The 15430-nt window shown below is 37.9% G+C and carries 16 protein-coding genes; 15 read left to right on the top strand and 1 reads right to left on the bottom strand.

Going from position 1 to position 15430, the window contains the following annotated elements; genetic code table 11:
- Positions 1-135 precede the first annotated feature (135 nt).
- Complete coding sequence (locus OD757_RS05545) at positions 136-432, bottom strand: hypothetical protein (RefSeq protein ID WP_262144550.1); 297 nt, start codon at positions 430-432, stop codon at positions 136-138.
- A gap of 804 nt (positions 433-1236) precedes the next feature.
- Between OD757_RS05545 and OD757_RS05540 the strand changes: the two genes are divergently transcribed.
- From OD757_RS05540 to OD757_RS05470, 15 genes are all read left to right on the top strand, one after another.
- The gene (locus OD757_RS05540) at positions 1237-1791 is read left to right on the top strand and encodes a TetR/AcrR family transcriptional regulator (protein WP_263031138.1); all 555 of its coding nucleotides are present in this window, start codon (positions 1237-1239) and stop codon (positions 1789-1791) included.
- 81 nt (positions 1792-1872) lie between these two features.
- Entirely contained in the window at positions 1873-2643 is a 771-nt protein-coding gene (locus tag OD757_RS05535; protein ID WP_263031137.1) for a hypothetical protein, read from the top strand.
- Positions 2644-2756: 113 nt separating this feature from the next.
- Positions 2757-3449, top strand: coding sequence for a hypothetical protein (locus OD757_RS05530; protein ID WP_263031136.1), 693 nt, complete (start codon positions 2757-2759; stop codon positions 3447-3449).
- Positions 3450-3608: 159 nt separating this feature from the next.
- Positions 3609-3926 (top strand): hypothetical protein, encoded by a 318-nt coding sequence (locus tag OD757_RS05525; protein WP_009388789.1) that lies wholly within the window; start codon positions 3609-3611, stop codon positions 3924-3926.
- Positions 3927-4115: 189 nt separating this feature from the next.
- Positions 4116-4310 (top strand): hypothetical protein, encoded by a 195-nt coding sequence (locus OD757_RS05520; protein ID WP_009388782.1) that lies wholly within the window; start codon positions 4116-4118, stop codon positions 4308-4310.
- 248 nt (positions 4311-4558) lie between these two features.
- A complete protein-coding gene (locus OD757_RS05515) occupies positions 4559-5017 on the top strand; it encodes a hypothetical protein (protein ID WP_263031135.1) in 459 nt (152 codons plus the stop codon).
- A 313-nt stretch (positions 5018-5330) separates the two neighbouring features.
- Positions 5331-5675 (top strand): hypothetical protein, encoded by a 345-nt coding sequence (locus tag OD757_RS05510; protein WP_009388836.1) that lies wholly within the window; start codon positions 5331-5333, stop codon positions 5673-5675.
- A 188-nt stretch (positions 5676-5863) separates the two neighbouring features.
- Positions 5864-6814, top strand: coding sequence for a DUF4424 domain-containing protein (locus OD757_RS05505; RefSeq protein WP_263031134.1), 951 nt, complete (start codon positions 5864-5866; stop codon positions 6812-6814).
- A 92-nt stretch (positions 6815-6906) separates the two neighbouring features.
- Positions 6907-7704 carry an SDR family NAD(P)-dependent oxidoreductase gene (locus OD757_RS05500; protein WP_263031133.1) on the top strand — a complete coding sequence of 266 codons (798 nt, stop codon included), beginning with the start codon at positions 6907-6909 and terminating at the stop codon, positions 7702-7704.
- A gap of 116 nt (positions 7705-7820) precedes the next feature.
- Positions 7821-8732, top strand: a complete 912-nt coding sequence (mumR, locus tag OD757_RS05495) for a LysR family transcriptional regulator MumR (protein ID WP_263031132.1) — start codon at positions 7821-7823, stop codon at positions 8730-8732.
- Positions 8733-9075: 343 nt separating this feature from the next.
- Positions 9076-10329, top strand: coding sequence for an NRAMP family divalent metal transporter (locus tag OD757_RS05490; RefSeq protein WP_263031131.1), 1254 nt, complete (start codon positions 9076-9078; stop codon positions 10327-10329).
- Between the two features lie 34 nt (positions 10330-10363).
- Positions 10364-11128: a LamB/YcsF family protein gene (locus tag OD757_RS05485; RefSeq protein WP_263031130.1), complete on the top strand. Its 765-nt coding sequence runs from the start codon at positions 10364-10366 to the stop codon at positions 11126-11128.
- Between the two features lie 2 nt (positions 11129-11130).
- The gene (locus tag OD757_RS05480; protein ID WP_263031129.1) at positions 11131-11946 is read left to right on the top strand and encodes a putative hydro-lyase; all 816 of its coding nucleotides are present in this window, start codon (positions 11131-11133) and stop codon (positions 11944-11946) included.
- Between the two features lie 32 nt (positions 11947-11978).
- Positions 11979-13562 (top strand): urea amidolyase family protein, encoded by a 1584-nt coding sequence (locus OD757_RS05475; protein WP_263031128.1) that lies wholly within the window; start codon positions 11979-11981, stop codon positions 13560-13562.
- Entirely contained in the window at positions 13562-15280 is a 1719-nt protein-coding gene (locus OD757_RS05470; RefSeq protein ID WP_263031528.1) for an acetyl/propionyl/methylcrotonyl-CoA carboxylase subunit alpha, read from the top strand. Before OD757_RS05475 ends, OD757_RS05470 begins: the two co-directional genes overlap by 1 nt.
- Positions 15281-15430 lie beyond the last annotated feature (150 nt).

Genomic DNA, 15430 nt, shown 5'->3' with positions numbered 1-15430 from the left:
AGATTTTGTTTTTAGTCTTTGTCTTAATGGTTTTTATAGCAAATAAAAGCCTCACTGTTGGAGGCTTTTATTTGCTATATAGAAATTCAAAATTAAAATAGCTGTTATAAATTTAATTTTGATATCTTAAAAAGATTACAAGAATAAATCTTCGATATATTCCCATCCATTAGATTTCATGTTTTCAAACTTTCTTTTTAACTCTTCTTTTCCATAATCATGAGTATCGCGCGCTAAAAGAATATGATAAAAATTAGATTCTGGTTCTATCGTCACTTCAGTAATTTCTACTGGTTGGATTACTCCACTCTCAGTTAAGCCTGAATCTGTAAAACACATACCTTTTACAGGAATAACGGTAGAGTCATATTCCTTTGAAATAAAATAATTATTTTCTGAAGCGGAATAAGTACGTGATGCTCTGATTTTCATTTATATCTCCTGTAAGTGTAGAGATGATATTCTCTAGTCTGGTACATTTTGAAAAATAGGACTGTTTAATTTTTATTGTTTGTTTATTTCATCGGGTTAATTTTTCTTATATATTTCATAACAACAAAAGATGAAGTGGGCAGTGTAAGTGTACTGAGTAGAATTTAAAAAATAAGCCCTGTTTAATAATAAATACTTTGCTTTATATAAATGTTTTATAAACTAAATTTTAATAATAAAACTGAATTTTTTATCCTTACTTTTTAATGATCTATTTTAATACGATTGTCATTTTGTATGCTTGACTGAAAGAGACTTGAATATTATTCTTCGCATGCTGGCCTACATTGCCAGTCGGTTGTCGCAGACCGTTCCGAAAAAGCATTAAAAGTGTATTCTTTTAGTGTCGAACCCTCGTGCCCCCTCTGCGGTGGAACGGGAGGGGGACACCTTCGGGTGTGCTGGGTTTTTTCGGCCAGTCTGCGAACCCCCTTTCGTTCTGCCACCATAATTTTAATGTTTTGGCAGAACTCCAAATAAAAAGGAGTTGGCTTTGCACATTCATTATTTCTTGGCAGACATTGCCAAAGTTTATAACGACACAACATAAATTTTTAAAGCAGTTTGATTGCCCATAGGTTTTCAGACTTTAAATCGTTTTTACTCAAAACTTAGCAACAATAAAACTTGAGATGTGCCAAGCACAGTCTTTATGGGCTTTGCTATGCCTTTTTTCTCCCATAAAAGGTGGCGGTTTTTATATCTCATTTATATACAACAATAATTTTTTATAACGGTAAAACTATGCCACATTCAGATCTGCCATTTCGTGCTTTAGGTGTGCTGCACACTTCCCGCTATCTTTTTAATAAATTCGGCTTTCATAATGTTGGAGTCGACCGAATTATTGAGTCGGCAAAAATCCCAAAAGCCACTTTTTATAATTACTTTCACTCAAAAGAACGTCTCATTGAAATGAGCTTAACTTTTCAAAAAGATGGCCTGAAACAAGAGGTACTTTCAATCATCTATGTCCAAAAAGACTTAACCGTAATTGAAAAGCTCCGCAAGATTTACTTTTTACATGCTGATCTAGATGGGCTTTACCATTTGCCTTTTAAAGCGATTTTTGAAATCTCGAAGGCACATCCAAAGGCGTATCAGGTCGTCATTGATTATCGAAATTGGCTGATCAATGAAATCTATAAACTGCTTTTAACGACTAATGAAAATGCTTCAAAACAAGATGCACACATGTTTTTGTTTGTGATTGATGGGGCAATGGTTCAACTTTTAGACCCGAATAAACCTGATGAAAGAAAGCGATTGCTTGAATATTTTTTGTTGGGGTTTGGGTGAGGGGAAATATTATAAGTTTATTGATCAGAAACTCTGTGTAATGATTAGAAGTTATCTACTAACTTCTATTTAAATTTTTGTATGAGTGAAGAGTTATTTTCAGCAATTGCTACTTTAAAGGGTGCACAAATTCAAGCTAATTACACATTAATTGCTTCATGTATTGGAGCTATTGGAATTGTAGTTGGTATTTTACTTTCTTGGTATACAGCATTACATTTGCAAAAAGTATCTCGATTAGCAGAAACTAGGAAAACAGTATATTTAGAGTTTGCAGAATCATATTCTTTATTATTATCAGGTTTGCAAGTATTGCAAATTGAAAAGCATTCTTTCCAAAGTGAGTTGTTGAATAGAATAATGACTTTTTCTACAAATCTTGATAAAGTCATATTTGTATGTGATACAAGAACTAAGAAGGAAGTTGTTGATTTTGTTAATTTAATATTGCCAAAAATTGAGTTTTTAATGTTTGAGCTTACGGGATACTTCGATTTATCTCAAGAACTAGAAAACTTAGTAAAGAGACATAGTGATAGCTTGGATAACTTAAATATTTTATATCATAAACTGGATGAGTTACGTATTAATAATCTTCAAGATGAGCGAGAAGAAAATATATTTAAGTTGATAGAGTTTAAAATTGAGGATGCAGGAAAACTTATGCAACCGATTATTGATAAAGAAGAAGCATTTGACGAAAAAAATAATAAAATAACTGGAATTATTAAAGAGTTTACTGAAGAGTTAAATAAGGGCATAAGTAATGTTATATATTTATTGCGATCAGAAATCGGTGCTAAGACAGATATTAAGCTAGATAAAAGTATATCAATAGTGAAGAGAGTCTAATGTTAATTAAAACATTGGTTTAGATGTTTTTAAGGGTTAAAATGTGACTTATGAAATGATACTATCTAATAAGGTGTTAAAAGGTGAAATATCAGCAATTATAAAATATAGATATGACTTCTAAAAATTTTCTTTCTACGCTTGCACGGAAAAGTAAAGAAAACAAAGGAAATATAGCTATATGTTTCATTCTTTTTATTATTCCTTTATTTGTATTTCCTGCTTATCCTAAAAATGAATGGCAGTACGAGCTATATCAATACATCACACAAACTATGCATGTGACTGTTGGTACGAAAGGCCCATTACCGTTTTTTACGATTCTTTATAGCCTTTATATAACCATAGTCATGTTCTTTGTTGGTTGTGTTATCTGCTATTTTTTTATTAAAAAATATGGGATTAATAAAGCTTATCAAGAAGAAATTTATAAATTTTTTTTCAAAGCCGAATTTGAATCTTCAAAAAAATACCCTTGGCTAGAAAAGCCTCTAATTAAAAAGACTTTAGTCTCAAGTACATTTGCAATATGTTTGATTATGGGAATTTTTCACTTTATTGATGATGATATTTCTCAGCACAGACCTAGACGTAAAGGTGGACTTATAGCATTTAGTTATAACTATAGAGTAGGGGTTATGTTCTGGGAAATAGCAGTTAGCTTATTTAGTATTTTTCCGATTTTTTATTTTGGCCTTTTATTCTTATATATCATTAATTATTTTTTCCGCGGGTTAGGTACAGGTAAGGTGGTTATTGCTTTAGAAGTGCCAAGCAAAAAACGAAAGAGAACTAGGAAGGTCTGATATTTTCCTTTTGAATTGATAAAACACACTTCACTTAACCTATCAATAAATGTGACAGAATCTAACTTTTTATATCATGTAAATACCGTTATCTTGATTGGGCTTGAACACAACACCTTAAAGTGTTCCTCTTTTAGTTAGATTTTAGGTATTTAAAAAATGAATAAAATGCATGTAACTTTAGCGGTAATCGTTGGCTTAATTGTTGGTGGAGTATTTGGTGCTCTAGCTTACTCTAAAACCGCTGCACGTTATGACGCGATGACCACAGCCTGTGTAATGGTCAATCAAGCGGTTGAACATGAAATCTTGAAACCTGAACAGGTAAAAGAGCTAGGTGAGTTAACAGGCCAAACCCTTAAAAAAGATTATGAGTCTGTTGCAGCTAAATTCAAATTTTCTGAAAAGCAATTAGGCAATGCATCTGAAGGTTCTAATTGTAGTCAGTTTATTGTTGGGGTGAATGCCGCAAAATAACATTTAGGAAGCCCACAGTGTGTGGGCTTTTTTATGGAGCCTATTTATTAGAGGCGATGAAGATAAATGACGATATCAACTGAACATATGATCCACAGGCTGCTATAATAATGATCACCACAAAATCTAAGATATAAGCTTGCACTATCGGCAGGCTTCTTTTGTTTGCAAACAAATCTGCCAGGAAATATGAAACGTTATTTAAAACAAATTGAGTCAACCACTTCTCATTGGACAACAGAACAAGACTGTTTCTTGATAGAAAATAATTCCCTCCTAATTCATGAACTCACAGAACATTTGCCATTTTCTGAGGAAGAAATAAGAGTACGTAGGTCTATTCTTGGTTTAGTTCGACGCGATAAGCAGATGAAAACATTTTAATTTTACCAAATGGTAAAATAAATATGAAAGAAAATGTTTCAAATGATCTCTATTCAACCATTCATTTTGTGGATGAGTTATCAAAACCATAATTTTTTTAGGTGTTTTTTTTGTGCAATTTACACAAAGCACTAACTAATTACACTTGACTCCAATAAGATTACTTTTGCTTACACTTCTTTCAGCATAATCAAAGTCATAAGATATTCATAGATCAGCACTTTATAACAATATACGGAGAGAGGTTAATGCCAAAGTATTTAGCTGTAGCCGAAAAGGTTTATAAAAATATTAAAAAAGATAGCTTATTCACTGATGACATTACTCAGAACCTTAACTGTTTAATTAGTCAAATTCGAAAAGCTATCAAGGGAACTGAGTTTAAGCTCAAGTTCAACTATATAGACTTTGAAGAAAACTTAACTAAACCGTTGAGTGAGTGCAAAGTTCAAATTGATTTGAGTGTCATGCCAAAATTTGCAAATGAAGGAGAATATCTTCTTTGGCTAGCTGGTTTTATTGAACGAATTACGGAAGGTGGAAAACCTAAATTACCACCAATTTCCCAATTTCTTCCACCGGGTTTTAAAATGTCGAAAGATGCATTTCCTGTATCTGTCGCTCCTGCAAAAGAAGAGCATGCCGACATGATTATCAATTATTTTAAATCTGAGGATTTTATGAAAACTAATAAAACTCCTTCATAAAAGAATATAGAAGTGTAGGTCCACCACGCTTCTGTATACTGCTGGTTTTTTATTCAGCGACCGCCTTCTGGGGCGGTTTTTTTTGTTTTAGACTTCATCATAACTAACTTTTTAAATTATCTACATTCAGATTTTAGGCAATATTAAATGTATACAAATGTGCAGATAACTATTGAATAATAATAAATAACAACATGTTAGTTATATCTTTTGGTAAAGATAAATATACATTTTTCACAGAAGTAACGTGTCAAGTAACGCAATTAAACATTTAGCTGTTCATAATCTTTAAAAAAAGGGGAAGATAGATGATATGAACGAAAATGCGGAGCTAATAAAATACATCGACGTTGCTGAAAACGTATATGAGCGTATTTATGAAAATAACCAAGTTTCAAATAACTTGATTGTTAACCTTAATCGAATTATGGCGGAAATCAAAAAGCAAGCCGAAGAAAAAGATCTAAAGTTAAAATATAACTCTATCGACTTTGAGTATTGCTTGAGTTTACCTTTGGCGGATAGAGATATAAAAGTTGATCTAAGCTTGATTCCTCATTTTGAACATCGTGATGAATGCATTTTATGGCTGACTAACTTTATTGGAAAAATTAGTGTGCAAAAAAAGATGACGAAGCAAAAAATAAATTTTCATTAAAATTTAAATAGATTTTAAGTGTATGAATGAACCGTCTTTAGGCGGTTTTTTTGATTGAAATCTATAAACATTTGACTATATTCCTCATCTCTCATAAAGGAAAAGATTAACAACTTTTATGCTTTAACAGCTATGATTTACCTTAGATTGACAGTCCATAATTAGAAAATGACATAGAGCACTTCAAAATGAAAAAGCTTGTAATAACCTTTGCTGTTTTGGTCCAACTATCGACCTATAGTCTAGCCAATGATTCTACGGGTTACGTGGGTACGGGTGGGATTCAATATCTTAAAAATTCGCAGATTGCCATGCAAAGCGAAGAGCTATTTATTAGTAAAAAACTCATTAAAGTCGATTATCTCTATAAAAACCTAAGCAATAAGGATGTCACTGAAACTATTTTATTTCCCTTACCGCGTATCGATAATTTCTTTGAGTCTGATTTTGCCCATACAGAAGAACTTTTAAAAAGCTTTAAGATTGTGGTTGATGGGAAAAATATAAAACCGGACATGCATGTCAGAACGTTCATTCAAAAAGATGAAAAATCACCCCTCATTGATACGACAGAAGAATTTAAGCAGTGTGGCTTTAGTGAAAAAGATATGCTAAATCCTTGGGCACGTAACAACTATGATTATGACTATGACTATTATGTAGATAAGCTAAAACAATGTAAGACACCGAACATACAGAAAATTTTAGCCAAGTTTAAAAAAGATGATGTAATCCCATGGTCATCTCAAGTGATCTACAGTTGGAAGCAAACTTTTAAAGCTAATGGTTTAACTAAAATTCAGCATGAATATAAACCCTTGGTGGGCGGTTCAGTTGCTCTATATCCAGATGAATATAACCAACAATTTTGTATGGACAAACAATTTAAGCAAGGCTTAAAAAAAGCGAGTGCTGAAAACTCTCCGTTTAGTGCTTTGGGCTATATTTTGACAACGGGTGCAAATTGGGCCAAGCCCATTGAAAACTTTAAGCTAACGGTTGAGCGCGATAAAAATGAGCTGGTTTCATTTTGTTGGGATGGCAAAGTCAACAAAATAAGCCCAACGCAATTTCAAATGACTAAAACCAAATTTGTACCAAAACGAGATTTAGACATTATCTTTGTTCATGTCCGATAAGCACATATAAACTTTAAATTGTATAAAATTGCATCACATTTGATTGTGTGTCATAACTTCATGATGGCACATAATAACAAGAGGATGCCGCAATGTTGCTTAAGGGAAAAGTGGCTGTCATCTTTGGAGGCAGTGGAGCAATTGGTACTGCCATTGCGAAGGTTTTTATTCGTGAAGGCGCAGATGTCTATTTATGCGCAAGAGATTTAAATAAACTTCAAAATATTGCGGCACAACTTCAGCAACTTGGAAGCGTAGTTCGTATTGCCAGCGTTGATGTGTTAGACAGTCAGTCAATAAATAATACCGTGGCTCAAATTGCTCAAGAAACAGATGGTCTAGATCTAGTCATCAATGCGACTAGTTTTATACATAATCAAGGCAAAGAAATTTCGGAATTAAATCTTGACGAGTTTGTCGGGGGAATCAATCCATTTCTTACCGCTCAGTTTAATATATCTAAAGCTGTAGTTCCTTATATGGGTGGCGATCGTGGCGGAACAATGATTTCAATTGTGGCACCTTCAGCTCGGATGGCGATCCCGGGACATCTGGGGCATATTGTGGGCTGTGCTGGAATAGAGGCCTTTATTAAAGCACTCGCTAGTGAGCTAGGGCCTAAAAACATACGTGTATTAGGTGTGCGCTCTCATGCAATTAGTGATGCTGTTCAAGCTGGTTCCTACACGCGTGAACTATTTGAGTCAAAAGCACAGGCAATGGGGCTCAGCATAGGACAATGGCTGGAAGGCGCTGCCCAGAGCACTATGCTAAAACGGCTACCCACACTTTCTCAGGTTGCAGAAACGGTTGCTTTTCTTGCATCGGAGCATGCGAACTCAATGACTGCAACGGTTGTAAACATGACCGCTGGTGCAATAATTGATTAAAAGTGTGTCTCGTATTAATGATAAAGATTCAAATAAAAATGAATAAATGGGTAGCCTAATGACTTAAAAAACTCCCATACTATAAAAGTAAAGGAGTTTTTAAGACAGGATGAAACGTGAATTTAAAGAATCTTGAAGCATTTTATTGGGTTGTGACTTTAAATAGCTTCAATAAGGCTGCGACTAAATTGCAAACGACTCAGCCTGCGGTCTCTCAAAAAATCACAGCTCTTGAAAATGAATTAGGTTTTAAAATTTTAGATCGAAGCTTTCGTCAGCTTAAACCGACTCATAAAGGCTTAACTTTATTTAAATATGCTGAAAAATTTATGCGCCTCGAAACAGATTTGGTGGCTGAACTGACCGAAAATCAGCACCTGACTGGCACCATTCGTTTAGGCGTTTCCGAAACCATTGTTTATACGTGGCTAGTTGAATATATCGAAAAGGTTCAACAAGAGTTCCCAAAAATTTCAGTCGAAATTGTGGTGGATCTTACCCCCAATTTACAAGAAGGGGTGCGAACAGGGGATTTGGACATGGCCTTTTTACTGGGGCCAACTTTGGCTTTTGAATGTATTGAACAGGCACTGTGTGATTTTGAGCTGAGTTTTTTGGCTTCACCGTCGTTTAAAGGCGTAGTTGCACAGATGTCATTGAAAACCTTGATGTCTCATACGATTTTAACTTACCCAAAAATTACCTATCCTTATAAAGAATTGAAAGCCAGAATGAAGGAACAAGGGATTGATGAACCACTTTCAATTACCAGTTATTCACTTGCAACTTTATTGCGTTTAGCTGAACAGGGCTTAGGCATTGCTGTCGTGCCGACCTTAACGGCGTTAAAAGAAATTACCGATGGCCGACTAGAAATATTAAATACCCCCATTCAGCTAAAGACCTTTCATTTCACCTCGATCTACATTCAGGGGAATGATGTTGCCTTGAAAGAAAAACTAACCGAAGTCGCCGTGAAAGTATCTGAATGTGCGATGCAACGACTCAATGAGCAAATTAAAAAATAAGCTCGGTTTTTTTATTTCTCATCAATATTTTTTCTTATTTAAAAAAGCTGTTTTGTATGTAAAACCATAAAAGCAGCTTATGTACTTCAATAAGTAAAATTTATCCTGATTTTTTAATATCAATAAAAATATTTAAAATCAAATGCTTGAGTTTTTGATTTTATGTAAAAAGTCTTATTGTTCGTAGGGATTAGCTATGTTTTTATTCTAAATACAAGATTTGATCACCGATTGTGTTGATTGGGGAACAGGGAATCTTTGTCATTTAAAAGGATTAAAGAATATCGTTTGGGAAAGAAATGGTGTTCTTGGTTCAACTTGAAAATAGCGTTGTTAAGCTCAAATGGATGAGGAACGCATTAATATGTCTTTACTGAAATCTTCTTTTTTATCAGATCGCCAATGGGCCATTGTTGCCTCAATCTTTATGATGGCGACCTCTGCAATGGGGCCAGGATTTTTAACCCAAACTGCTGTATTTACAGTCAAGTTAGGTGCTGCATTTGGCTTTGCCATTTTAGTTTCAATTCTCATTGATTATGTAGTTCAACAAAATATTTGGCGTGTGGTCACACTCACTCAAATGCGCGCATCAGACATTGCCAATAAAGCATTACCGGGTAGTGGTTATTTACTGGCATTTCTGGTGATTTTAGGCGGGTTTTTCTTTAGTGTCGGTAATATTGCAGGTGCGGCTTTAGGTTTAAATGCACTTTTTGGCCTAGACACAAAGTGGGGCGGTATTTTAAGTGGTGCGTTAGCCATTTTGATTTTTGCATCAAGAAAAGCAACGCTTGCTATGGATAAAAGCATGATCGTGTTGGGATTGCTTAAAATTCTGCTGATTATTATTGTTGCCGTCATTGTAATGCCTCCAGTTGGGCAAGCAGTGCACCAAACCTTTGCTCCAGACCAAATCGACTTTGCCATTATAACCACCATTGTCGGCGGTACAGTTGGTGGTTATATCTGCTATGCAGGTGCCCATCGTTTACTCGATAAAGGTGCGGTTGGTCCTGAAAATATTGATGAAGTTGCTAAAGCTGCGACCAAGGGCATTATTGTTGTTGGCATTATGCGCTATGTATTGTTCTTGGCTTTTTTAGGTGTGGTAGTGAGCGGTGCAACGATTGATTTAGCTAGCCATAACGCCAATCCGGCAGCTCAAGCATTCCAATATGCAGCGGGTACATTTGGCTTTAAATTATTTGGTTTAATTTTCTGGGCAGCCGGCATTAGTAGCACCATTGGCGCAGCATATACTTCAGTTTCATTCTTTACCGCGTTTAAAAAGAACTTAACGCCAAAACAAACCAACTATACGACCATTACCTTTATCGCATTAGCTTTATTACTCTATGTGTTATTGGGCGCAACTCCGGCAGGTCTACTCATTTTTGTGGGTGGTTTTAACGGTTTGGTGTTGCCAATTGGTCTTACAATTTTTGTGTATGTTGCTGCGTGCCGTAAAGATTTAATGGGTAATTATAACTATCCAAAATGGTTGCTTATTTTGGGTGGATTAACATGTCTGTTGACGTGGTGGATGGGCTATATGTCATTTACGACAGTGTTTAACTATTTGACCAAGCTTTAAGCCAGACTTTGTTAAGTGATAAAGGAATAATGCCATGTTTGTAGATTTAAATAGTGATTTGGGTGAAAGCTTTGGCTCATGGAAAATGGGTAATGATGATCAGATTTTACCTGTCGTGACCAGTGCCAATATTGCTTGTGGCTTCCATGCTGGCGACCCGCTCGGCATTTTAAAAACGGTTCGTAAAGCAGTTGAGCTTGGTGTGACCATTGGTGCTCATGTGTCTTATCCAGACTTGGTTGGTTTTGGCCGCCGTAATATGGATTTGTCACGTGACGAACTGATTGCCGATGTGCTGTACCAAATTTCTGCACTCGATGGTTTGGCAAAAATATCAGGCTCAAAAGTGCAATACGTTAAGCCACATGGCGCGCTCTATAACACCATTGCACATGATCAAGCTCAGGCAGCAGCTGTGATTGATGCGATTAAAATGTATAACCCTGAACTAGTTTTAGTGGCTTTGGCAGGGTCAAACTTAGTTGAGCAAGCACGTGCTGCTGGTTTAAAAGTGGTATCTGAAGCTTTTGCAGACCGTGCCTATAACAGTGATGGCTCACTGGTGTCTCGTCGTCTCGAAGGTGCAGTTTTACATGACTCGGCATTTGTTGCCAGCCGTGTGGTGTCTATGCTTAAAAATGGTGGAGTTGAGTCAATTGATGGTGTATTTACCCCAATTCAAGCTGACACCATTTGTCTACATGGTGACACCGACGGTGCACTAGAAATGTCGGCTGCCATTAAAGCCGAGCTTGTAAAAAACAATATTGAAATTCGCCCGTTTGTAAACAAAGCATAAGGATGAGCACAATGTATAAGGATATTAAAGTCGACCCAGCTCAGCTTGAAGCCGCGTTAGATGCGCGTTTAAAAATCCGTGCAGGTTTTGATAAACCGACAGCAGGGATGGCCGCGGGCATGACGCAGGTCAACATGATTTCGGTGCCAAAAGAGTGGGCATATGACTTTTTACTCTATGCACATCGCAACCCGCAAAGCTGTCCGGTACTTGATGTGCTCGAAGAAGGCATTTATGCAACCAAGCTTGCGGCAGATTCAGACATTCGAACTGACTTCCCGCGCTATCGCATTTGGAAAGATGGCGAAATGGTCGATGAAGTAACAGATGCAAGAGAGATTTATAACGCCCATCCTGATTTGGTCACGTTTTTAATTGGCTGTAGTTTTTCGTTCGAAACGGCTTTGCAAGAAGCGGGTATTGAAGTTCGCCATATTCATGACGACACCAATGTACCGATGTATTTGAGCAATATTCAATGTGAATCAGCAGGACGTATTTCAGGAAATATGGTGGTTTCCATGCGACCAATTCCATCGCATCAAATTAGTGAAGCGGTAAAAATTACAGCACGTATGCCAAGTGTGCATGGTGCACCTGTACATATTGGTCACCCTGAAAGCTTAGGAATTTTGGATGTAAATAAGCCTGACTTTGGTGATGCTTCTCGCATTGAAGCGGGTGAAATTCCAGTGTTTTGGGCATGTGGGGTAACACCGCAAGCCGCCGTCATGAACTCGAAAATTCCTTTTGCCATTAGCCATGCACCGGGCTACATGTTTATTACCGATATTCCTGACCGTGCTTGGATAGGCTAATTGGGCTAAAGAAGAATTAAAAGGATAAGCAAATGCGTTTTTTATCGGTAAACGCCGATTGTTTTCTGATTGAGCTTGCGAGCTTAGAGGAAACTTTGGCGTTGTACAATAAATTGCAAAATACGCAATTGAATGGAATTAAAGACTTAGTCCCTGCGGCAAAAACAATTTTGGTTTTTTTTAACGAAATCGAAACCAATTTTAAAACGTTGGTTGCTTCAATTCAGAGTCTCAAAATTGATTCTGGATTTGAGCGTAGCAGCCAAGAAGTGATTATTCCGATTCGTTACGATGGCGAAGACCTTGCTCAAGTTGCAGACTTGCAAGGGCTGTTGGTGGCTGATGTGATTAGAAAACATCACCAAAGCGTGTGGAATGTGGCTTTTATTGGGTTTGCGCCGGGCTTTGCATATATGAGCAGTCCTGACCGACCGTTTACCGATATTCCACGCTTAACGGTTCCGCGTAAAAAAATACCGTCAGGCTCGTTGGGCTTGGCTGGAAAATATTCTGGTATTTACCCAAAAGACAGTCCGGGTGGCTGGCAGCTGATTGGGACTACATCAGAAAAAATGTGGGATTTAGAACGAAAAAATCCGGCATTACTTTTACCGGGCATGACCGTACATTTTGAGGATGTCACGCATCAGCCTACAACCGTAAATGTACCGCTGCAAATCACTCGTACGGTTGAGCCGAAACAATCTGTGCCACTGTTTAAGATTACCGCGCCAAGTTTACAGATGCTGATTCAAGATGAAGGGCGCTTAAACCAGACCAATATTGGCGTTGGTGTTGCAGGTGCAATGGATGTGTCTGCCATGCATAGTGCTAACCGTATTGTCGGGAACCCAACCGATACACCCGTCATTGAAGTTTTAAATGGCGGATTAAAGGCCAAAATGCAGTATGCAGCAGTAATTGCGGTGGCTGGGGCCATCTCAACCATCCGTGTGAAATTTGCTGACGGGCAAACCGCAGACTTTGCAAGCTATCAACCGATTGATTTAGATGAAGGCGATGAATTTCAAATTCAGCTACCAACAGCAGGGCTTCGAAATTATTTGGCAGTTCGTGGTGGTATAGACGTTGAACCTGTTCTGAATAGTGCCTCCTTTGACAGCTTAGCTGTGTTAGGCCCAGAGCCTTTAAAGCTCGGAGATACTATTTATCAAGGGCAAATAAAGGCAGCCAACATTAGCGTAAATGAAGTGGGCAAAAGTGATTTGCCAAAAATTGGCGATTTGGTTGAGTTAGATATTGTGATGGGGCCGCGTACAGACTGGTTTGAACAAGACAGTATTGAACTACTGTGTCAGCAAGAGTGGCTGGTGACCAATGAAAGCAACCGAGTCGGACTCAGACTTTCAGGTGAACAGCCTTTGACTCGCAAAATAACCCATGAACTAGAAAGTGAAGGTACATGCATTGGTGCTTTGCAAATTCCACCGAGTGGTCAACCAGTTTTGTTTATGAATGATCACCCCTTAACGGGCGGATATCCGGTTATTGGCTCTGTTGCTAAACACCATTGGGACTTGGTGGCACAGATACCAGCAGGTTGCCATATCAAATTTAAAAAAATTGCCGAATTTATAGATTTTGAGAATGAATGATGAATACAGAAAAATTATTGATTGCTAATCGTGGTGAAATTGCCGTTCGTATTATTCATGCTTGCCGTGACATGGGAATTGCTTCGGTCGCGTTATATGCAGATGATGACATTGGCAGCATGCACGTCGAACTTGCTGATGAAGCATGGGGCTTGGCTGGTGCGACAGCCAGTGAAACCTATTTAAATATTCCAGCCATTATCGAAATTGCGAAAAAATCAAAAGCAACTATGGTTCATCCGGGATATGGCTTTTTATCTGAACGCGCCGAGTTTGCTCAAGCCGTGATTGATGCGGGCTTAAAATGGGTAGGGCCATCACCAAGTGCCATTGAAAAACTAGGCGATAAAATCGAAGCACGTAAAATTGCAGCTTCGGTTGGTGCGCCATTGGTTCAAGGTACGCAAGATCCACTTAATAATGCAGATGAAGCTTTAGAATTTGCTAAGCAATTTGGTTTACCGATTGCCATTAAAGCTGCGTTTGGTGGCGGTGGCCGCGGCTTAAAAGTTGCGTGGAAACTCGAAGAAGTTCAAGAGCTTTATGAGTCGGCAGTACGTGAAGCAAAAGCTGCCTTTGGTCGTGGTGAATGTTTTGTCGAGCAATATTTAGATAAACCGCGCCATGTAGAAGCACAAGTGATTGCTGACCAACATGGCAACATTGTGGTGCTCGGCACACGTGATTGTTCATTGCAACGCCGTAACCAAAAGTTAGTTGAAGAAGCACCAGCACCATTTATTAGCGATGAGATTTACCAACAAATTTTAACCTCGGCAAAAAACATTTGTCAGGCAGCAAACTATGTGGGTGCGGGAACAGTTGAATATTTACTGAGTCGTGACGGCAAGCTTTCATTTTTAGAAGTAAACACACGTTTGCAAGTCGAGCATCCAGTGACCGAAGAAACCTCAAAAGTCGATTTGGTGGTTGAGCAAATTCGTGTTGCACAGGGCCATGAGCTTTCTATTAAAGAAACACCAAAAGCTCAAGGTCATGCGATTGAGTTTCGTATTAATGCCGAAGATCCAGCACGTGGTTTTATTCCAGCCTTTGGTGTGTTGAGTTTATTTGAAGCGCCGTTTGGTAACGGGGTACGCGTCGACACAGGAGTTCGCACGGGTTCCTTGGTGTCTAGTCATTTTGACTCACTCATGGCAAAACTGATTGTGACGGGTCCAACCCGTGAAATTGCAATTGCTCGTGCTAAACGTGCACTAAAGCAATTTAAAATTGAAGGCGTGGCTTCGGTTTTAGACTTCCACCGTGCGGTACTTAATGAGCCTGATTTTACAGATGAGTTTAATGTACATACGCGTTGGATCGAAAATGACTTTAAACAAGAGTTAAAACCAACCAAACGTGGCATTCCAAACCATCAACAACCGATGTTGCTCAGCTACATTGAAATTGATGGCAAGTTACACCGTTTAGGTCTACCTGCAGGCATGTTTGCACAAGGCCCAGCAACCGCTGTTCAAGCCCAAACGAATGAGCCAGAAGTGAGTGCCGAGCATTTACTCGCGCCGATTAATGGTGTGATTAGCTCATGGAAAGTTGAAAATGGTGAGCAAGTGACAGAAGGTCAAGTAGTCGCAATTATGGAAGCCATGAAAATGGAAGTGCAGGTACTGGCACACCGTAGTGGCACTATTCAGATTAGCGCAGACAAGGGCGCGACCTGTCATGCTGACACCGTAATGGGTAGCATTAATTGAGTTTTGAACACATGATTTGGCCTGATTGAGTATTCGTTTTGTCAGGCTAGATCAGTTGCTCATTTATCAGCTCTGTCAGCTATTTTCACAATACTCGTTAACCATTTTCAACTTGAAAGCAAGGACAGGTTATGAGATATTTATCACACT

Source organism: Acinetobacter sp. AYS6 (assembly GCF_025630795.1).
Taxonomy (GTDB): Bacteria; Pseudomonadota; Gammaproteobacteria; order Pseudomonadales; family Moraxellaceae; genus Acinetobacter.
Note: the sequence above shows the minus strand (reverse complement) of the source record. Positions and strands in the feature narration are given on the sequence as shown.

Coding starts and splice junctions, on each gene's coding strand:
- OD757_RS05525 (WP_009388789.1), top strand. CDS start 3,609: ATGAATAAAATGCATGTAACTTTAGCGGTAATCGTTGGCTTAATTGTT.
- OD757_RS05535 (WP_263031137.1), top strand. CDS start 1,873: ATGAGTGAAGAGTTATTTTCAGCAATTGCTACTTTAAAGGGTGCACAA.
- OD757_RS05500 (WP_263031133.1), top strand. CDS start 6,907: ATGTTGCTTAAGGGAAAAGTGGCTGTCATCTTTGGAGGCAGTGGAGCA.
- OD757_RS05515 (WP_263031135.1), top strand. CDS start 4,559: ATGCCAAAGTATTTAGCTGTAGCCGAAAAGGTTTATAAAAATATTAAA.
- OD757_RS05510 (WP_009388836.1), top strand. CDS start 5,331: ATGAACGAAAATGCGGAGCTAATAAAATACATCGACGTTGCTGAAAAC.
- OD757_RS05545 (WP_262144550.1), bottom strand. CDS start 432: ATGAAAATCAGAGCATCACGTACTTATTCCGCTTCAGAAAATAATTAT.
- OD757_RS05520 (WP_009388782.1), top strand. CDS start 4,116: ATGAAACGTTATTTAAAACAAATTGAGTCAACCACTTCTCATTGGACA.
- OD757_RS05470 (WP_263031528.1), top strand. CDS start 13,562: ATGAATACAGAAAAATTATTGATTGCTAATCGTGGTGAAATTGCCGTT.
- OD757_RS05475 (WP_263031128.1), top strand. CDS start 11,979: ATGCGTTTTTTATCGGTAAACGCCGATTGTTTTCTGATTGAGCTTGCG.
- OD757_RS05490 (WP_263031131.1), top strand. CDS start 9,076: ATGGATGAGGAACGCATTAATATGTCTTTACTGAAATCTTCTTTTTTA.
- OD757_RS05480 (WP_263031129.1), top strand. CDS start 11,131: ATGAGCACAATGTATAAGGATATTAAAGTCGACCCAGCTCAGCTTGAA.
- OD757_RS05505 (WP_263031134.1), top strand. CDS start 5,864: ATGAAAAAGCTTGTAATAACCTTTGCTGTTTTGGTCCAACTATCGACC.
- OD757_RS05485 (WP_263031130.1), top strand. CDS start 10,364: ATGTTTGTAGATTTAAATAGTGATTTGGGTGAAAGCTTTGGCTCATGG.
- OD757_RS05540 (WP_263031138.1), top strand. CDS start 1,237: ATGCCACATTCAGATCTGCCATTTCGTGCTTTAGGTGTGCTGCACACT.
- OD757_RS05530 (WP_263031136.1), top strand. CDS start 2,757: ATGACTTCTAAAAATTTTCTTTCTACGCTTGCACGGAAAAGTAAAGAA.